The 18,571-nt window shown below is 58.5% G+C and carries 15 protein-coding genes and 3 tRNA genes; 9 read left to right on the forward strand and 9 right to left on the reverse strand.

The annotated features are described in order from the left end of the window. Nucleotides 1–110 precede the first annotated feature (110 nt). From ACUTJJ_RS14040 to recJ, 7 genes are all read left to right on the forward strand, one after another. On the forward strand, nucleotides 111–1,070 hold the full coding sequence (locus ACUTJJ_RS14040; protein ID WP_445542557.1) for a nucleoside hydrolase: 960 nt from the start codon (nucleotides 111–113) through the stop codon (nucleotides 1,068–1,070). Nucleotides 1,071–1,170: 100 nt separating this feature from the next. Beyond that, nucleotides 1,171–1,674: a hypothetical protein gene (locus tag ACUTJJ_RS14045; RefSeq protein WP_445542558.1), complete on the forward strand. Its 504-nt coding sequence runs from the start codon at nucleotides 1,171–1,173 to the stop codon at nucleotides 1,672–1,674. 70 nt (nucleotides 1,675–1,744) lie between these two features. After that, entirely contained in the window at nucleotides 1,745–3,673 is a 1,929-nt protein-coding gene (locus tag ACUTJJ_RS14050; RefSeq protein ID WP_445542559.1) for a methyl-accepting chemotaxis protein, read from the forward strand. A 264-nt stretch (nucleotides 3,674–3,937) separates the two neighbouring features. Beyond that, nucleotides 3,938–5,158 (forward strand): LL-diaminopimelate aminotransferase, encoded by a 1,221-nt coding sequence (locus ACUTJJ_RS14055; protein WP_445542560.1) that lies wholly within the window; start codon nucleotides 3,938–3,940, stop codon nucleotides 5,156–5,158. A gap of 60 nt (nucleotides 5,159–5,218) precedes the next feature. Continuing rightward, the gene (locus ACUTJJ_RS14060) at nucleotides 5,219–6,529 is read left to right on the forward strand and encodes a homoserine dehydrogenase (protein WP_445542561.1); all 1,311 of its coding nucleotides are present in this window, start codon (nucleotides 5,219–5,221) and stop codon (nucleotides 6,527–6,529) included. Between the two features lie 265 nt (nucleotides 6,530–6,794). Continuing rightward, nucleotides 6,795–7,016 (forward strand): hypothetical protein, encoded by a 222-nt coding sequence (locus ACUTJJ_RS14065; protein ID WP_445542562.1) that lies wholly within the window; start codon nucleotides 6,795–6,797, stop codon nucleotides 7,014–7,016. Nucleotides 7,017–7,109: 93 nt separating this feature from the next. Continuing rightward, nucleotides 7,110–8,918: a single-stranded-DNA-specific exonuclease RecJ gene (gene recJ / locus ACUTJJ_RS14070; protein WP_445542563.1), complete on the forward strand. Its 1,809-nt coding sequence runs from the start codon at nucleotides 7,110–7,112 to the stop codon at nucleotides 8,916–8,918. A gap of 128 nt (nucleotides 8,919–9,046) precedes the next feature. Here recJ and ACUTJJ_RS14075 read toward each other — a convergent pair. The 7 genes from ACUTJJ_RS14075 to ACUTJJ_RS14105 form a co-directional block, all read right to left on the reverse strand. Further along, a tRNA-Glu gene (locus ACUTJJ_RS14075) sits at nucleotides 9,047–9,121 on the reverse strand. A gap of 437 nt (nucleotides 9,122–9,558) precedes the next feature. Continuing rightward, nucleotides 9,559–9,633 (reverse strand) — tRNA-Glu (locus tag ACUTJJ_RS14080). 437 nt (nucleotides 9,634–10,070) lie between these two features. Next, a tRNA-Glu gene (locus ACUTJJ_RS14085) sits at nucleotides 10,071–10,145 on the reverse strand. 429 nt (nucleotides 10,146–10,574) lie between these two features. Next, complete coding sequence (locus ACUTJJ_RS14090) at nucleotides 10,575–11,348, reverse strand: amino acid ABC transporter ATP-binding protein (RefSeq protein ID WP_004441935.1); 774 nt, start codon at nucleotides 11,346–11,348, stop codon at nucleotides 10,575–10,577. 12 nt (nucleotides 11,349–11,360) lie between these two features. Beyond that, the gene (locus ACUTJJ_RS14095) at nucleotides 11,361–12,518 is read right to left on the reverse strand and encodes an amino acid ABC transporter permease (RefSeq protein WP_063948933.1); all 1,158 of its coding nucleotides are present in this window, start codon (nucleotides 12,516–12,518) and stop codon (nucleotides 11,361–11,363) included. 2 nt (nucleotides 12,519–12,520) lie between these two features. Next, nucleotides 12,521–13,717, reverse strand: coding sequence for an amino acid ABC transporter permease (locus ACUTJJ_RS14100; protein ID WP_063948934.1), 1,197 nt, complete (start codon nucleotides 13,715–13,717; stop codon nucleotides 12,521–12,523). Between the two features lie 105 nt (nucleotides 13,718–13,822). Next, nucleotides 13,823–14,845 (reverse strand): amino acid ABC transporter substrate-binding protein, encoded by a 1,023-nt coding sequence (locus ACUTJJ_RS14105; RefSeq protein ID WP_063948935.1) that lies wholly within the window; start codon nucleotides 14,843–14,845, stop codon nucleotides 13,823–13,825. A 373-nt stretch (nucleotides 14,846–15,218) separates the two neighbouring features. On the opposite strand from ACUTJJ_RS14105, the gene ACUTJJ_RS14110 reads away from it, so the two are divergent. Next, complete coding sequence (locus ACUTJJ_RS14110) at nucleotides 15,219–16,406, forward strand: cystathionine beta-lyase (RefSeq protein ID WP_445542564.1); 1,188 nt, start codon at nucleotides 15,219–15,221, stop codon at nucleotides 16,404–16,406. A gap of 16 nt (nucleotides 16,407–16,422) precedes the next feature. Here ACUTJJ_RS14110 and ACUTJJ_RS14115 read toward each other — a convergent pair whose 3' ends face one another. Further along, a complete protein-coding gene (locus ACUTJJ_RS14115) occupies nucleotides 16,423–17,604 on the reverse strand; it encodes an FAD-dependent monooxygenase (protein WP_445542565.1) in 1,182 nt (393 codons plus the stop codon). 29 nt (nucleotides 17,605–17,633) lie between these two features. Further along, nucleotides 17,634–17,879 carry a zinc-finger domain-containing protein gene (locus ACUTJJ_RS14120; protein ID WP_035261222.1) on the reverse strand — a complete coding sequence of 82 codons (246 nt, stop codon included), beginning with the start codon at nucleotides 17,877–17,879 and terminating at the stop codon, nucleotides 17,634–17,636. A gap of 170 nt (nucleotides 17,880–18,049) precedes the next feature. Here ACUTJJ_RS14120 and ACUTJJ_RS14125 point away from each other — a divergent pair. Further along, nucleotides 18,050–18,571: alpha/beta fold hydrolase (locus ACUTJJ_RS14125; protein WP_445542566.1), on the forward strand; the 522-nt coding region annotated here is incomplete at its 3' end.

Genomic DNA, 18,571 nt, shown 5'->3' on the forward strand with positions numbered 1-18,571 from the left:
TGTGCTTGAGGCGGCTGGCAGGGGATTGCGGTGCGGCCGCTTATCGTTATGTTTCCGTGGCGCAACGCGGCAAGGCCGGCTGGCGCCAGAGACAGACGGATGAGGGCATTATGCATAAAGTGATATTCGATACGGACCCGGGTGTAGATGATGCGATGGCGCTTCTTTTTCTGCACCGCCACCCCGATATCGATCTGATCGGCGTCACCACTGTTTTCGGCAACGCGCCCATCGATATTACCACCCGCAATGCGCTCTTCCTCAAGCGGGAATGGCAGATGACGGCGCCGGTTGCCAAGGGTGCTGGTATAACCTTCGATCCCGCCCGCAAGGAAGGCCACTGGCCGACCTTCATCCATGGCGAAAACGGCCTTGGCGATATCGATATTCCTGACACCATCGATCTGCCGCTCGATCCGCGTCCGGCGCATCGCTTCATCATCGAAACGGTGAAAGCCAACCCCGGCGAGGTGACGCTGATTGCCGTTGGCCGCATGACCAATCTGGCCCTGGCGCTGCGGGAGGAACCCGATTTCGCCGCGCTGGTGAAGGACGTCATCGTCATGGGCGGTGCTTTCGATATCAACGGCAACGTTTCGCCGGCGGCAGAGGCCAATATTCACGGCGATCCGGAAGCGGCCGATCTCGTTTTCACCGCGCCGTGGCGCGTGGTTGTTGTTGGTCTCGATGTCACGACGAAAACCGTGATGACGAGCGCCTTCATGGCAGAGATGGCAGAGACGGGGGGCAAGCCGGTGCAACTGCTGTCCGACTTGTCGCAATTCTACATCGATTTCTACAAGACCCGCACGGGTGACGGCATGGTGGTGCATGATAGCTGCGCCTGCGTCTATCTTGTCGCGCCCGAGCTTTTCGAGACCCGTAGCGGCCCTATCCGTGTCGTCTGCGGCGGTCTTGCCGATGGCCAGACGATCCAGAAGCCTGACGGACGCGCCTTTCCGCCAGGGGAATGGGACGGGCATCCGAGCCAGCTTGTTTGCACCGATATCCAGCCGGAGCGCGTGCTCTCGGTCATCCGGTCGGCAATTGTGAAGGGTGAGCGCGGCTGATTTCCTGAGGCTATGCCGCTGTCGAAATCGAGAGCGGCATTTTTACCCAAATAGTTCATTTCCATAATTAACTAAAAATAAGAAGTATCTCCGAATAATTGTGGCGCTGCAACCGGCGCTTATATTTGTATTTTTGGAGATTATCATGTACATTAGAATATTTATACTTAGTATTTTTTCGATATTGACCGCGTCTTCGGCATGGGCGTTCGATCTTTCCGCCAATGCCGAAAAAGCCGCCGCGATCGTTTCACAGAATGGAATCGAAAAAGGGGCGCAATTGATCGAGGCCGCCGGTACCGAACTGGTCGATATGAAGGCGGGGAAGGGGTTGCATGTCTGGTCCATGAATGACGCTGGACACATGCTCTTCGACTTTTCGGGCCAGACGAAACCCGGCGACGATCTGAATGATTTCGTCCTTAGCGATGGTTCCAAACTCGTCGCGATGATCAAGGAAAAGCTCGCCGCCGGTAACGGCAAGGGCGTCATAGAGCTGGGTCCGGAATTACCCAATCCGACGACGAACAGCATTTCTCCTTCAAAGATCGCCTGTGTTGCGTTGGCATCGAAAGATGTCGTCTGCGCGATGGCATGGGATTGATTTTCTGCTGACGGCTTCACTGCCTGACGGTTGGCGTCATCAGAGGTCTTTTTGGGGAAGGGATGAGAAAGTGTCGCTTAAATATATACTCGCGTTGCCGGGTCTCATCGTCATTATGCTTATTGGTGTGGCGTCTGCGTTCGTTCTTCTGGAAACCCGCAACGGTTACGAGGAAGCGCGCGAAGCCATCGCCGTTTCGCAGGCGTCGGTGCTGCGCTTAAAGACTATTTACGAAATCTCAGAGGGCATCAATTCCACTGCCATGTCGGTGGCTGCCTATAGCCTGATGAAAGCTCCCAAAGAGCAGATCGACCAGATCGCCCAGAAAGCCCATGGTCTGGGAGAAAGTCTGCTTGCGGCGATCAAGGAACTGCAAAGTGTGGGCCTCAATGTTCCTGACGATCAGCAAGCGAATTATTTCAAGTTGCTTGAAAATTACAACAGGGCTGCGCGCGATGGCGTCGCGGGTGTGATGCAAAATCCTGCATTTGGCGCGTTGCGCGTTCGCAGCGCAGCGGCCGAATTTCAAAAACTGATTGTCGTGCAGGATGCATTGCTCAAAAGCTTGCAGAACGACGAGGCGGCGGTCGCCGCACGCATACAGGAGAAGTCCTCTCTTCAGTTTCGCTATTTCCTGACGTTGCTGGCTCTCGTTACCGTTGTGGCCGTCATCGGCGCCTATCTCGCAACGGGTTATATGGTAAAGCCGATCAGGACCGCGACGGAAATCATGCAGCGGCTGGCACAGGGGCATTTCGAGCTTCGTATACCCTTCACCGATCGGGCCAATGAAATTGGTGCAATGGCGCGCGCTCTCGAGGTCTTCAAAACGAACGGCATCAACTTCCGTGAACTCAACGCGAAGGAAGCGGCGTTGCAGGCCAAGGCGGGGGCACTGCAATCGAGCATCAATGGGGTCGTCAAGGCGGCGGCGGCGGGTGATTTTTCCCGCCGTATCGAAGCAAATTACGACAACGAGGAACTCGACACCTTTGCGGCGAGCGTCAACAGGCTGATGACATCCGTGGAACGGGGAGTGGCGGAAACGCGCAACGTGATGTCTTCCCTTGCCAACGGCGATCTGACGCGCGAAATGTGCGGCGACTTTCATGGTGTGTTCAGCGAGCTGCAGAACAATGTGAATGCCGGCATGGTGAATTTGCGCGACATGTTGGACAATATCAGCAGTGCGACCGCGACCATCAACGGCGGCTCGGCGGAAATCCATGCGTCTGCGATCAATCTGTCGAAACGTAGTGAGCAACAGGCAGCAGCCCTGGAGGAGACTTCGGCCGCTCTTGCGGAAATGACCGAGGCCGTCAAACATTCGGCACGACGGTCTCACGAGGCCAGCGCCATGGTGAACGATACGCTGGCCAGCACGAAAAAATCGGCCGACATCGTCAACAGCGCCATTGCGGCAATGGAGCGGATTAAACAGGCGTCGAGCGAAATCAGCCAGATTACAGGTATGATCGACGAGATCGCTTTTCAGACGAACCTGCTGGCACTGAATGCGGGCGTGGAAGCCGCTCGCGCCGGGGAAGCCGGAAAGGGCTTTGCCGTGGTTGCCCAGGAGGTTCGCGATCTGGCGCAACGCTCCGCCAAGGCGGCCAAGGAGATCAGCGCATTGATCTCACGAACGACCCATGAGGTGGCCTCGGGCGTCCAGCTCGTTGTGGCGACGGGTAGCGCACTGACGAAGATCGAAGCCGACGTGGGAAAGGTCGATTCTCACGTGCAGTCGATTGCAAGATCGGCCAACGAGCAGTCGGCGGGGCTGGAGGAGATCAATGCGGCGATCAACGAGATCGATCAGGTGACGCAGGCCAACGCCGCGATGGTTGAGGAAACGACCGCGGCGACCACCCTGCTTGCCGACCAGGCGGACCATCTTGCCGGGCTGATTGCACGGTTCAAGATTGGGGCGCCTACACGCGTCGAAGAACATCACATCGGGGGTGCCCATAAGGCGCAACAGTTTGCCAGGGCATCCTGACAGCGCTTGCATTTTGCGTGAAACTGGCGTTATGCAGGACGTACCGCAAGGGACGGCCTGCAAGCCTGTCGGTGAGGGTCTTACTCTTGCTCTGGCATGGTTCGTCCGCGCTGCTGTCCATGGCTGAAAACGCATTCGTGTTTTTGAATGCATAGGCTACAATGAATAACGCCTGCCGGGTCGGTTCGTGTCGGCGGCGTTTCAAAGCAAAAACGAACCGTCGTTATGGGCCGGCAGAACCGGTCCATTCCCATGAGGAAAGAGATGGAAGAGTTTCACAAGGTCCGGCGTCTGCCGCAATACGTCTTCGAACAGGTCAACCGTTTGAAAGCGAGCGCGCGAGCGGGCGGGGCCGATATCATCGATCTCGGCATGGGCAATCCCGATCTTCCGACCCCGAAGGCGATCGTCGACAAGCTTTGCGAGGTCGTTCAGGACCCGCGCACCCATCGTTATTCCTCATCCAAGGGCATTCCCGGCCTTCGCCGCGCCCAGGCTGCCTATTACGCCCGCCGTTTCGGTGTGAAGCTGAACCCGGATACGCAGGTCGTCGCGACCCTTGGCTCCAAGGAAGGCTTCGCCAACATGGCGCAGGCCATCACCGCACCCGGTGATGTCATTCTGTGCCCGAACCCGACCTATCCGATCCACGCCTTCGGTTTCCTTATGGCGGGCGGCGTTATCCGGTCCATGAACGTCGAGCCGGATGAGAGCTTCTTCGGCCCCCTGGAGCGCGCGGTGCGCCACTCCATCCCCAAGCCGCTGGCGCTGATCGTCAATTATCCATCTAACCCGACGGCGCATGTCGCATCGCTCGATTTCTATAAGGACGTCATCGCTTTTGCGAAGAAGCACGAGATCATCGTGCTCTCCGATCTTGCCTATTCGGAAATCTATTTCGACGAAAGCAATCCGCCGCCGTCGGTTCTGGAAGTTCCCGGCGCCATCGACGTTGCGGTAGAATTTACCTCCATGTCCAAGACCTTCTCCATGCCCGGCTGGCGCATGGGCTTCGCCGTCGGCAACGAGCGGCTGATCGCGGCGTTGACGCGCGTGAAGTCTTACCTCGATTACGGCGCTTTCACGCCGATCCAGGTTGCGGCGACCCACGCGCTCAACGGTGATGGCTCGGATATCGCTGAGGTGCGTAATGTCTATCGCCGCCGCCGCGACGTCATGGTCGAAACTTTCGGCAAGGCCGGCTTTGAGGTTCCGCCACCGGCTGCGACCATGTTCGCCTGGGCGAAGATCCCGGAAAAGTTCCGCCATCTCGGCAGCCTGGAGTTCTCCAAGCTTCTTGTCGAGAAGGCAGACATCGCCGTTGCTCCCGGCATCGGCTTTGGCGAGATGGGCGATGATTACGTCCGCCTCGCGCTCGTTGAAAACGAGCATCGAATTCGTCAGGCCGCGCGCAATCTGAAGCGTTTCCTGTCGAGCGCAGACGAAACGATGCACAATGTCGTTTCGCTGAACGCCCACAGATAAGGGCAACCCAAGGCGGCCGGGCCTCGGCCGCCATCATCACCAGCAATCAGGAACATACCCATGGCAGATTCATTGAGAATCGGCATAGCGGGGCTCGGCACTGTCGGCGCTTCGCTCGTGCGCATCCTCCAGCAGAGAAGCAACGAACTTGCGATTACCTGCGGACGCGCAATTGAGATTATTGCAGTGAGCGCGCGCGATCGTTCGCGCGATCGCGGCATTGATCTCACGGGTATTACCTGGTTCGACACGCCGGAGCAGATGGCGAGCGAAGCCGATATCGATGTTTTCGTCGAACTGGTCGGCGGTGCTTCCGGCCAGGCGGAAAATGCCGTGCGGGCGGCGCTGGCGCGTGGTCTCCACGTGGTGACTGCCAATAAGGCGCTGCTGGCCAAGCATGGCGTAGAGCTGGCGATCCTCGCTGAAGACAAGGGCGCGCTGCTCAATTTCGAAGCGGCTGTGGCTGGCGGCATCCCCGTCATCAAGGCGCTGCGTGAATCGCTGACCGGCAACCATGTGTCGCGCATTTATGGCATCATGAACGGCACGTGTAATTACATCCTGACCAAGATGGAAAAGGAAGGTCTGTCGTTCGAGGCGTGCCTGAAGGAAGCGCAGCGGCTGGGTTACGCTGAAGCCGATCCTGCTTTCGATATTGAGGGCAACGATACCGCACACAAGCTGTCCATCCTCACGACACTCGCTTTTGGCAACAAGATCGCTGCCGACGACATCTATCTCGAAGGTATTACCAATATTTCCATCGAGGATATTCAGGCGGCCGCCGAGCTGGGTTACCGCATCAAGCTTCTCGGCGTGGCGCAGGTGACGGAGTCCGGCATCGAACAGCGCGTGCATCCGACCATGGTGCCGCTTGATTCCGTGATTGCCCAGGTCGACGGCGTCACCAATGCGGTTGCGATCGAATCCGACATTCTCGGCGAGCTGCTGATGGTGGGACCGGGTGCGGGCGGCAACGCGACGGCGTCTGCCGTGCTGGGTGACATCGCCGATATCGCCAAGAGCCGTCCGGGCGCCCAGCAGGTGCCGGTGCTCGGCCGTCCGGCCAAGTCGCTGACGGATTACCGTCGCGCCAAGATGAAGAGCCATGAGGGCGGGTACTTCATCCGTCTGACGGTAAAGGATCAGGCAGGCGTCTTTGCCTCCATTGCAACCCGCATGGCGGATAATAACATCTCGCTGGAATCCATTGTGCAGCGCCAGCGCGTGCATGTGGAAGGTGCGCCGCAGACCATCATCCTCGTCACCCACGCGACGATGGAAGATGCGATCCGCAAGGCGGTGAAGGCGATCAAGAGCGAGAAATATCTCGTCAGCGAGCCTCAGGTCATACGGATCGAGCGGACCTGAGACGCTAGAGCCGTGTCACAAGGGGGCACGGCACTCTTGCCAAGCACGTCGTCATCCTCGGGCGTGCCCCGAGGACGACGACGAAAGACGTTTTCGAGTAGGACGAAAGCGTCCTTTTAGAATGGTTCGATTTTTTTCGGCGCTTGAAATCCCGCTCCTTTTTTGAGCCGGCAACATCCAAAAAATTGTTCGATCCTCTTCGGGCCGGCTGGAATAAGACGCGATTCGGCTTTACTGTTGACGATGTTCACCAAGCGAGGGAGGCGTGGCCGTGACATCACTGATCCTGTTCAAGGACAACAGGCGCGAGCGCGCCCTTACGGCGCATCGGCCGCGGCCCCAGGGGGCAAACGACAATATCCGCAGCATGGAATTCGACACACGCGAATACGACCGCAACTGGAGTTCGCTCGCTGTTTTTTCGTTGCTGCTTCTCATCGGCGCTGTGTCGATCATCAGCCCGTTTTTCTCGATTTTCTCCCTGTGAAATGGTCCATGCGCGTTTTTGCTTGAAAAACGCATCATCGCCATTTAGCCCCTTCTGAAAGCGCGATGGCGCATCACAGGACGAATGGACGGAATGGCGATGTTGGAGCCGGCCGATACGGTGGTCCGCGCATTTCTGAGCGTGGAGCGGTCGGCAACAGAACAGCGATGGGTGTCGCGGCTGGATCAGGCCGGGCAGAACCGCGCCTTGGCGATGTCGCAGGTCCACGGTATTCCCGAACTGATTGCACGCGTTCTGGCGGGGCGCGGGGTTGGAGTGGATGACGCGCTGGCGTTTCTTGATCCCACGATACGCTCGCTGATGCCCGATCCGCATATGCTGACCGATTGCGAAAAGGCCGCGCAGCGGCTGGTGCGCGCTGTCGAGACCGGTGAGAAGGTTGCGATCTTCGGAGACTATGACGTCGATGGTGCTGCGTCGTCCGCTCTGATGTACCGGTTCCTCGCCCATTTCGGTCTGACACCCGAGATCTATATTCCCGACCGTATTTTCGAAGGCTATGGGCCGAACCCGGCGGCGATGCAGCAGCTGGCTGCCAATGGAGCGACGCTCATCGTCACCGTGGACTGCGGCTCCACCAGCCATGAATCCCTTCAGGCCGCAAAGGATGCCGGAACGGATGTGGTGGTGATCGACCATCACCAGGTCGGCACGGAGTTGCCGCCTGCGGTCGCGCTGGTCAATCCCAACAGGGAAGACGATCTGTCGGGGCAGGGGCATCTATGTGCGGCAGGCGTGGTGTTCCTCGTGCTCGTGGCGACGCTGCGCATGCTGAAGGACAGGCGGCATCGACAGGCCTTCACGCTCGACCTGCTGTCCCTTCTCGATATCGTCGCGCTGGCCACTGTCTGCGATGTGGTTCCGCTGAAGGGCCTCAACCGCGCCTATGTGGTGAAGGGGCTGATTGCCGCCCGTCATATGAACAATGCCGGGCTTGCGGCCCTCTTCAAGAAGGCCGGTCTCGGGGGGCCTGTCACGCCCTATCATTTCGGGTTTCTCATCGGGCCGCGGATCAATGCCGGCGGCCGTATCGGGGATGCGGCGCTTGGCAGTCGCCTGCTGACGATCGATGATCCCTCGCAGGCCGAAGCGATTGCCGAGCGACTGGACGAGCTGAACCGCGAGAGGCAGGCGATGGAAGCGGCGATGCTGGCGGAGGCGGAAGCCGAGGCTCTGTTTGAATATGGCGATGGCTCAGGCGCTGGCGTCATCGTGACGGCGCGTGAGAACTGGCATCCCGGCATCGTTGGGCTTCTGGCTTCCCGCCTCAAGGACCGATTCCGCCGCCCGGCTTTCGCCATCGCTTTCGATCCGTCCGGCAAGGGCACCGGCTCGGGCCGCTCGATCAACGGCTTCGACATGGGCCGCATGGTGCGGGCGGCCGTGGAGGCAGGACTGCTGGTCAAGGGGGGCGGGCACGCCATGGCTGCGGGCCTCACGGTTGAGCGCGCCAATCTGGGCAAGCTCAGGACATTCTTTGAGGAGGCGGCCGCAAAGACCGTCAATGAGCTGGTCGAGAGCAGCGTTCTCAAAATCGACGGCGCCATCGGCGCGTCTGGCGCAACAGTCCAGCTTGTCGATCAGCTGGAGCAGGCGGGGCCTTACGGGTCAGGCCATTCGCAGCCGATCTTTGCGGTGCCGGCCCATCGTCTGCGGGATGTGCGCTTGGTGGGGACGTCGCATGTCAAGATCACGCTGGAGGCCATGGACGGCTCTCGGCTGGACGGCATTGCATTCCGTGCCGCAGAGGCGCCCCTGGGGCAGATGCTGCTGAACGCGCGAGGCAGAAACATCCACGTGGCGGGCACCGTCGGGGCTGATCTCTGGCAGGGCCAGCGGCGCGTGCAGCTGCGCGTTCTGGACGCCGCTTTCGCGCCGTGAGGCGTTTGGGAATTCGCCAAAAACTCCACGAAAAACACGACTGGCGGACAGGAAAAATGCGCCACGTAATCTCAATGCGTTGCATCAAGACATTCGAGTATGTTTTTGATTTTTTTGGGAGAAGCAAGTGGCACGCCCTAGGGGAGTCGAACCCCTCTTTTCAGAATGAAAATCTGACGTCCTAACCGATAGACGAAGGGCGCGTGCGCTTGTGGTGTGGCGCCCTTATAGTCAGGCTCCCGTTGCTCCGCAAGCGGTAAATTTGATTTTTTTCGCTCACGGGCGTGTTTTTTTGGCAGGGCGGAAGGGGCTGTGGAAAACCCGGTTGGACCCGCGCAAATCCTTGAATTACCGCTTCAATCTCGCGCAGCGCGCGACGCGGCGCGGATGGGCAATGTCCATATCGATAACGCCTGGCTGGCAGCGCTCACCCTTGCTTTGAACTTCTTGATGATCTCGGAGAGGGGAAAGGCAAGCCGGGTGAATTGCGCGGCGGCACTTCGTCCGGCTTGCCTTCCATCGGGGGGACAGGCATCTAACGTGCCCATGGCAAATCGGTTCCGCAGCAATGATGACATACGCGAAATATTGCGATTTTATTCGATGCCGGAGTCGTTTGAGAGGTAACCATGAAGCCAAGTGGCACGCCCTAGGGGAGTCGAACCCCTCTTTTCAGAATGAAAATCTGACGTCCTAACCGATAGACGAAGGGCGCGTGCGCTTGTGGTGTGGCGCCCTTATAGTCAGGCTCCCGTTGCTCCGCAAGCGGTAAATTTGATTTTTTTCGCTCACGGGCGTGTTTTTTTGGCAGGGCGGAAGGGGCTGTGGAAAACCCGGTTGGACCCGCGCAAATCCTTGAATTACCGCTTCAATCTCGCGCAGCGCGCGACGCGGCGCGGATGGGCAATGTCCATATCGATAACGCCTGGCTGGCAGCGCTCACCCTTGCTTTGAACTTCTTGATGATCTCGGAGAGGGGAAAGGCAAGCCGGGTGAATTGCGCGGCGGCACTTCGTCCGGCTTGCCTTCCATCGGGGGGACAGGCATCTAACGTGCCCATGGCAAATCGGTTCCGCAGCAATGATGACATACGCGAAATATTGCGATTTTATTCGATGCCGGAGTCGTTTGAGAGGTAACCATGAAGCCAAGTGGCACGCCCTAGGGGAGTCGAACCCCTCTTTTCAGAATGAAAATCTGACGTCCTAACCGATAGACGAAGGGCGCGTGCGCTTGTGGTGTGGCGCCCTTATAGTCAGGCTCCCGTTGCTCCGCAAGCGGAAAAATGCACGATTTGACAAAAAAATGTCATGGGCGGCCAGAAGCCCTGCAAAACAAGGATTTCCGTTTCGTAACAAATGGTTAACGCACGGCGAAGTTGATGGTTTCACCTTTCTGATGAAAGGAAAAAATACAGGGGACGACGACTCGGCGGAGTGTCGCTTTGCTGCTGACGTAAGAAGCGGGGGCAATAAAAACAAGCTGCGCCGAACCGCTCGGCTGTCATCCTCGCCCTTGAGGCGAGGATTCTTGACGGGGAGTCAGTGGATCATCGCCTCGACGGCGAGGACGACGTCGGGTGCGGAGAACTGTCTGGCGTCATAAAAAACGGGGCCGAAATGGCCCCGTTGAATGATGTGTTGATGGTGACTGATCTCAGTGCAGAATCTGGCTGAGGAACAGCCGGGTGCGCTCGTGCTGGGGATTGTCGAAGAATTCGGCGGGCGAATTCTGTTCGACGATCTGGCCCTGGTCCATGAAGATGACGCGGTTTGCGACCTGGCGGGCAAAGCCCATTTCGTGGGTTACGCACAGCATCGTCATGCCGTCTTCGGCGAGGCTGACCATGGTGTCGAGCACTTCCTTGACCATTTCCGGGTCAAGCGCCGAGGTCGGCTCATCGAAGAGCATGATCTTCGGCTTCATGCAGAGCGAGCGGGCGATCGCCACACGCTGCTGCTGACCGCCGGAGAGCTGACCGGGATACTTATGTGCCTGCTCGGGAATCTTCACGCGCTTCAGATAGTGCATCGCCACTTCTTCGGCTTCCTTTTTGGGCATCTTGCGAACCCAGATTGGCGCCAGCGTGCAGTTTTCGAGGATCGTCAGATGCGGGAAGAGGTTGAAGTGCTGGAACACCATGCCGACTTCGCGACGGACTTCGTCGATCTTCTTGAGGTCGTTGGTGAGTTCGATGCCGTCAACGACGATGCTGCCCGACTGGTGCTCTTCCAGACGGTTGATGCAGCGGATCATGGTCGACTTGCCCGAGCCGGAAGGACCGGCGATGACAATGCGCTCGCCCTTCATGACCTTCAGGTTGATATCACGCAGCACGTGGAAATCGCCGTACCATTTGTTCATGCCGGTGATTTCGATTGCGACGTCCGTCGCCGAGACGGTCAGTTTTTTTGCCTGGGTTTCTGCCATTTTGAGCGTCCCTTATCGTTTATGCCCGGTGTCGAGGTGCCGTTCCATGAACAGCGAATAACGCGACATGCCGAAGCAGAAGATCCAGAATACGAAGCCTGCGAAGATATAGCCCGTCATGGCGGTAACAGGCGTCGCCCAGTTCGCATCCGATTGGTTGAGTGTGACGATACCGAGCAGGTCGAACATGCCGATGATCGAGACCAGCGACGTGTCCTTGAAAAGCCCGATGAAGGTGTTGACGATGCCCGGAATGACGAGCTTCAGCGCCTGTGGCAGCACGATCAGCCTGGTCTTCTGCCAGTAGTTCAGGCCGAGCGAATCCGCTCCTTCATATTGTCCCTTCGGAATGGCCTGCAGGCCGCCGCGGATCACTTCCGCCATATAGGCGGAGGAGAACAGCGACACGCCGACCAGCGCGCGCAGGAACTTGTCGAAGGTCCAGCCGTCGGGCAGGAACAGCGGCAGCATGATGCTGGCGAAGAACAGCACCGTGATCAGCGGGATGCCTCTGATGACCTCGATGAAGAGGACGCAGAGCATCTTGATGACCGGCAGGTTCGAACGTCTGCCAAGCGCCAGAAGAATGCCGAAGGGCAACGACACCGTGATCCCGAAGAAGGACAGGATGAGCGTGACCATCAGGCCGCCCCAGAGCTGCGTTTCCACCTTCGGCAGGCCAAAGACGCCGCCGATAAGCAGGAAAAACGCAATGAAGGGCAGGATGATGAAGAGCGCCAGCGCATTGAGACGCTTGAACGGTGCCTTCGGAATGAGCATCGGGATCAACAGGATGGTGAACATCACCATGACGAGGATCGGACGCCAGCGTTCATCGATGGGGTAGCGGCCAAAGACGAACTGGCCGAGCTTGGCCGAAACGAAAGCCCAGCAGGCACCTGACTGTCCATCCGGCAGCGCGCCGCCCTGTGAAGCGGTGAGGCATGCGAGACGGTCGCTGCCGGTCCATACCGCGTCGATAAACAGCCAATCGATAATCGGCGGCAAAATATAGACGAGCAGGGCGATGGCAAGGACGGTGAGTACCGCATCCTTGGGCGTGGCGAAGAGTTTGGTGCGCAGCCAGTGGGTGACGCCCACCGCGCTCGATGGCGCGGGGCGGGCCTCTTCAATGGTCTGGCGCACGAAGGCATGGTTGCTGATCGTCATCGTCATCTCTCCACCAGAGCCATTTTCGCGTTGAACCAGTTCATGACCAGGGCCGTGAACAGGGATAGCGAGAGATAGATGACCAGCCAGATGGCAACGACTTCAACCGCCTGACCCGTCTGGTTCAGGATCGTACCGCCGACCGAGACGATGTCGGCGAAGCCGACGGCGACAGCAAGCGACGAGTTCTTGGTGAGGTTGAGGAACTGACTTGTCAGTGGCGGAATGATGATGCGCATCGCCTGCGGCACGACGATCAGACGTGTCGTGGTGCTGGAACGAAGCCCGAGTGCATCCGCAGCTTCCGTTTGCCCTTTCGCCACGGCCTTGATGCCGCCGCGAACGATTTCGGCGATGAAGGAGGCGGTGTAGAAGGACAGCGCCAGAAACAGCGACATGAATTCAGGGGCGACGACGGCGCCACCGGAAAGGTTGAAGCGTCCGGCAATCGGATAGTCGAAAGTCAGCGGCGCACCGATGGCCAGGAACGTGGCGAGCGGCAGGCCGATGATGAGAAGCGTGAGCGTGATGCCGGTGCGGAACTGCTGGCCGGTGCGCTCCTGTCTCGCCTTTGCCCAGCGATAAATGAAAACGCTGATGACGATGGCAACCAGGAGGGCTGCTGGAACGAGCCAGATGCCGTCACCCCAGAGCGGCTTCGGAAAAAAGAAACCGCGGTTGTTGAGGTAGCTTCCAAGCGGCAGCTCAAGCGACTCGCGCGCCTGCGGCAGGACGGAGATGACGCCCTTGTACCAGAAGAAGATGACGAGCAGCGGCGGGATGTTGCGGAAGATTTCCACATAGGCCTGCGCGAGTTTCGAGATCAGCCAGTTATTGGAAAGCCTCGCAATACCGACGATGAAACCGATGATCGAGGCGGCGATGATGCCGAAAAATGCGACCTGGATCGTGTTGAGAATGCCAACGACCAATGCCCGGCCATAGGTCGCGTCGCTGGTATAAGCGATCAGCGACTGACCGATATCAAAACCGGCTCTTCCGTCGAGGAAGCCGAAGCCGGATGAAATGTTTGCTCGTTGAAGATTGTGGATCGTATTCGTCACGATGACCCAAACGAAAGCGGTCAGGATGACGACTGTCAGGACCTGATAGAAAATGCCGCGTATCCGTGGATCGTAGATAAGTGACGACGCGCTTTGCGCGCGCGATCGTTGCGAACTGACCGCGTTGCCTGCCATAGGCACCTTTCCCTTTTATGTGCTCTTTGCGAGCTTATTTATAAATTTTAATTGGAGGCCGGGTGTTGCCCAGCCTCCTTATCGTTTAGCCTGTGATGGGGCCGATCAACGGACCGGCGGTGCGTATTGCAGGCCGCCCTTGGTCCAGAGGCTGTTCAGGCCGCGCTCGATCTTGAGCGGAGAGCCGGCGCCGACGTTGCGGTCGAAGACTTCGCCGTAATTGCCGACCAGCTTGACGATGTTGTAAGCCCAGTCATTGCCAACGCCGAGATCGGTACCGATCTTGGTGCCTTCTTCCGTACCGAGCAAACGCTTGATGTCCGGGTTGGCGCTGTTCTTCTGCTCATCGACGTTCTTGGAGGTGACGCCCAGTTCTTCGGCGTTGACCATCGCGTAGTGAACCCAGGTGACGATGTCGAACCACTGGTCGTCACCCTGGCGAACGGCCGGGCCAAGCGGCTCCTTGGAGATGATCTCAGGCAGAACGACGTTTTCTTCCGGGTTCTTCAACTTCAGACGGATTGCATAGAGGCCCGACTGGTCGGTGGTGTAGACATCGCAACGACCGGAATCATAGGCAGACGTCGCGTCGGATTCCTTTTCGAAAACGACCGGGTTGTACTGCAGATTGTTGGTCTTGAAGTAGTCGGCGAGGTTGAGCTCGGTGGTCGTACCGGTCTGAACGCAGACGGCAGCGCCGGAAAGCTCGAGAGCGGACTTTACGTTGAGGCTCTTCTTGGCGATGAAGCCCTGGCCGTCGTAGTAGTTGACGGTACGGAAGTTGAAGCCGAGAGACGTATCGCGGCTGATGGTCCAGGTGGTGTTACGGGTCAGAACATCGACTTCGCCGGACTGGAGAGCCGGAAAACGATCCTTGCTCGACAGGGCAACAAACTTGGCCTTCGAAGGGTCACCAAAAACCGCAGTGGCAATACCGCGGCAATAGTCCACATCGATACCCGACCATTCGCCCTTGTCGTCGGGATTGGAGAATCCCGGAATGCCAGCGCTCACGCCGCAGGTCACGAAGCCCTTTGCCTTCACGTCCTGAAGGGTTGCCGCCGAAGCGACCGAGGCTCCTCCCAAAACTGCTGCGCCGATAGCGGCCGACAGAATTGCCTTTTTCATTTTTCCCAACCTTTGTTTGTTATCATCCATTGGAAGGGGACCGGCTTCTTTATTTTCCCCAGCTCCCCCTTCAGCGAGATCTCCTCGATCCGCATTCTTTATAAGATTCGAATCTTCGAAAGGGTCAAGGTGTTCGGGCGATAATTGTGCCTATAAAAGGGAATTTTCCAAATTTTGGTCGGTAACTATGCAAAGGGTGAAAATATGAGCATATTTTTGCGTAAATTTACGCTTGCCTGAATTTTGTATACTTATTGTATGCTGATTTTTTACAGATATGTTGATGAACCGGACGCGCGCCTTCGGGACTTGACCTAGCCACCTGCTCTCCGCATTGTCGCCCCGTCAATATTCCTTCGAAAGCTGATCTGAAATGACCAAGAGAAATGACCTGCTTTCCGCCGCAGGTGTAAATACGCGCCTGACCCATGGTGGTAACGATCCCGCCGACTGCTTCGGTTTCGTCAACCCGCCCATCGTGCGTGGCTCGACGGTGCTTTTCCCGGATGCCGAGACGCTTTCGACCGAAAACCAGAAATATACCTATGGCACGCATGGCACGCCGACGACCGACGCGCTGTGCAACATGGTCAACGCGCTTGAGGGCTCGGCCGGGACCATTCTCGTCCCGTCGGGCCTTGCCGCCATCACCGTGCCGTTCCTCGCCTATCTCGGTGCGGGCGATCATGCATTGATCGTTGATTCCGTCTATTTCCCCACCCGCCGTTTCTGCAACACGATGCTGAAAAAGCTGGGCGTCGAGGTGGAATATTACGATCCGGCGATCGGGGAAGGCATCGAGGCCTTGATCCGCCCGAACACGAAGCTGGTGCATCTGGAAGCGCCTGGCTCCAACACCTTCGAAATTCAGGATGTGCGGCTGATCACCGATATCGCGCACAGGCATGATTGCGTCGTGACGATGGACAATACCTGGGCGACGCCGCTTTATTTCAAGCCGCTCGATTTCGGCGTCGATGTCTCCATCCATGCCGCCACCAAATATCCTTCGGGTCATTCGGATGTGCTGATGGGCTTCGTTTCGGCCAATGAAAAGCACTGGAAGGCGCTTTATCAGGCCAATGCCAATCTCGGCATCTGCGTCACGTCTGACGATGCGTACCAAATCCTGCGCGGCATCCGCACTATGGGCATCCGGCTGGCGCATCATCAGAAAAGCGCGCTTGATATTGCCACATGGCTGGAAAGCCGCGACGATGTCGTGCGTGTACTGCATCCGGCCTTGCCGAGCTTTCCCGGACACGAACTGTGGAAGCGTGATTTCAAGGGCGCGAGCGGTGTCTTCTCCTTCGTCTTGAAGGCGGAAGAGGGCAGGCACAAGCAGGCTGCAGCCGCCTTCCTCGATGCGCTGACCTTCTTCGGGCTCGGCTATTCCTGGGGTGGCTACGAATCGCTTGCGGTCGCCGTCTCGCTGGTCGATCGGACCATCGCCAAGGGTCCTTCGGGTGGCCCGGTTATCCGGTTGCAGATCGGGCTCGAGGATGTCGCCGATCTCAAGATGGATCTGGAGGCCGGGTTCAAGGCCGCGGCCGGCATCTGACCCAGCCCTCAGCCCCTCAGCCCTTCGCGCGGTAGCCGTAGAGCCAGTCGAAGTCCTTCAGGAACGCTTCTGTGGGACGGGTGGAAAATACCAGGTTCCGGGCAATTCGGACCGGACCTTTGGCATGATAGGCAAAACGATTGAGAGAGGCCCGCTTGCGGGCCTTTTCGATACGGGGGAGGCGCAAGGTCTCGAAGGCGGCAAGGGCCTGCGGCACAGGCAGGGGCTTTTCACCATTGCTGCCGGCCACTGCGCCCGCAAGTTCAAACGCATCCTCTATCGCCATGGCCGCACCCTGGGCGGCGAAGGGCATCATGGCATGCGCCGCGTCGCCGATCAGCACGGTGTCACGTCCATTATGCCAGCGGCCGGGGCCAGCCTGATAGAGGGGCCAGAAGGTCGGATTCTCAGACGACGCGAGCAGGCGGACGATCTGCGGGCTAAACCGTCGAAACTGCTCGAGCATCAGCGCTTTCTGCTGCCCGCTCGATTCCGCCCGCCACGTCGCGCCGGGGTCCGCGCCAAGTGCGATCGCGACAATGTTGAAGCCGCCGACTTCCTTCAGCGGATAAGCGACGATATGGCCGCCCGAACTGAGATAAGCCGTGACGGCGCTCTTGTTGATAGCGGATGGTACATCGCTGTCGGCAACAGTGAACCGCCAGGCGACATTGCCGGAGAAGGTGGCGGTGGGTGCGGAAGGCACGGCGAAACGGGCCGCGGACCAGACACCATCCGCACCGACGATCAGATCATGGTCGCGGAAAGTCGTTGCGGCAATCACATCCAAGGTGGCGTTTTCAATGCGCTTTCCCAGGTGCAGGCGACAGAGTGGGTTCTGTGTCACCGCCTGGAGAAGCGCGCTCTGCAGGGTTGAGCGATGCAACACGCCATAGGGTGCGCCCCAGCGTTTGCGCGCAACGGCACCCATGGGCAGCGAGAGCAGGGGGGAAAGGGTTTTTCCGGAAGCGAGTTCGACGGTGACCGGTTCGGTCCAGCGGGCCTCGATATCAGGCAACACGCCAAGCGTGGCCAGGATGCGCGATGCGTTGGGGGACAGTTGCAGACCGGCGCCGACTTCGGTCAGTTCACCGGCCTGTTCGATGATGTCACAAGCAATCCCGTACCGGGCAAAAGAAAGGGCCGCGGTGAGACCGGCAATGCCGGCACCGACAATGGCTACGGATTTTATGGGCATGCTGCGCCCCGATCAGGAAGAGGGGAAGGTCAGGCGGCCTTCACGTGGAAAACGCAGCCCGGAGGATTGGTCTGCTCGGCCTTCAGCGACGGATTGTAGCGATAAAGGGTCGAGCAGTAGGAGCAGACCTTCTCATTGTCGTCGCCCATATCGATGAAGATATGCGGGTGATCGTAAGGCACGGATGCGCCGGTGCACATGAATTCCTTGACGCCGATCTCGATCATGCGGTGTCCGCCATCGTTCTGGAAGTGGGGAATGGAATGGCCGGCCATGTTCGTCTCCAAATGCAATATCGTTATAGAGCCGCAATGCGTCTTCTCGCATCGGCTCTTCGTTGCGGATATGTAGCCTCAAACGCATTGCATCTCCATAAAAATCGTCAGCGAAACATGTTCAACATTGCTAATTCCTGCCATATGGTCCGGCAAAAAGGATGTCCTTGATGAATCTCAACACGCCGCAGTTTTCCGATTTTTCCCATGACGGTCTTCGCCTTGCCTATTTTGACGAGGGTGATCCGGCGGGTGACCCGGTTCTGCTGATCCACGGCTTTGCGTCCAGCGCCAATGTCAACTGGGTGCATCCCGGCTGGCTGAAGGCGCTGGGTGACGCCGGCTACCGGGTGATTGCCATCGACAATCGCGGCCATGGCGCAAGCGACAAGCCACATGATTCCGAGGCTTATTATCCCGCGGTCATGGCCGACGATGCGGTGGCGCTGCTCAATCATCTGGGCATCGCGGAAGCCCATGTGATGGGCTATTCCATGGGCGCGCGTATTTCCGCGTTTCTGGCCATGGCGCATCCAGAGCGTGTTCGCTCCCTGGTGTTCGGTGGCCTCGGCATCGGCATGGTGGAAGGCGTGGGCGACTGGGACCCGATTGCGGAGGCTCTGCTGGCTCCATCTCTCGATATGGTGACCCATGAGCGCGGCCGCATGTTCCGCGCCTTCGCCGACCAGACG

Source organism: Agrobacterium sp. DKPNP3 (assembly GCF_052686535.1).

What these genes read in the sequence shown, in the direction of transcription:
- ACUTJJ_RS14115 (WP_445542565.1), bottom strand. Translation starts at nt 17,604, where the DNA reads ATGCCCATAAAATCCGTAGCCATTGTCGGTGCCGGCATTGCCGGTCTC.
- ACUTJJ_RS14110 (WP_445542564.1), top strand. Translation starts at nt 15,219, where the DNA reads ATGACCAAGAGAAATGACCTGCTTTCCGCCGCAGGTGTAAATACGCGC.
- ACUTJJ_RS14105 (WP_063948935.1), bottom strand. Translation starts at nt 14,845, where the DNA reads ATGAAAAAGGCAATTCTGTCGGCCGCTATCGGCGCAGCAGTTTTGGGA.
- ACUTJJ_RS14100 (WP_063948934.1), bottom strand. Translation starts at nt 13,717, where the DNA reads ATGGCAGGCAACGCGGTCAGTTCGCAACGATCGCGCGCGCAAAGCGCG.
- ACUTJJ_RS14120 (WP_035261222.1), bottom strand. Translation starts at nt 17,879, where the DNA reads ATGGCCGGCCATTCCATTCCCCACTTCCAGAACGATGGCGGACACCGC.
- recJ (WP_445542563.1), top strand. Translation starts at nt 7,110, where the DNA reads ATGGCGATGTTGGAGCCGGCCGATACGGTGGTCCGCGCATTTCTGAGC.
- ACUTJJ_RS14060 (WP_445542561.1), top strand. Translation starts at nt 5,219, where the DNA reads ATGGCAGATTCATTGAGAATCGGCATAGCGGGGCTCGGCACTGTCGGC.
- ACUTJJ_RS14095 (WP_063948933.1), bottom strand. Translation starts at nt 12,518, where the DNA reads ATGACGATCAGCAACCATGCCTTCGTGCGCCAGACCATTGAAGAGGCC.
- ACUTJJ_RS14090 (WP_004441935.1), bottom strand. Translation starts at nt 11,348, where the DNA reads ATGGCAGAAACCCAGGCAAAAAAACTGACCGTCTCGGCGACGGACGTC.
- ACUTJJ_RS14040 (WP_445542557.1), top strand. Translation starts at nt 111, where the DNA reads ATGCATAAAGTGATATTCGATACGGACCCGGGTGTAGATGATGCGATG.
- ACUTJJ_RS14055 (WP_445542560.1), top strand. Translation starts at nt 3,938, where the DNA reads ATGGAAGAGTTTCACAAGGTCCGGCGTCTGCCGCAATACGTCTTCGAA.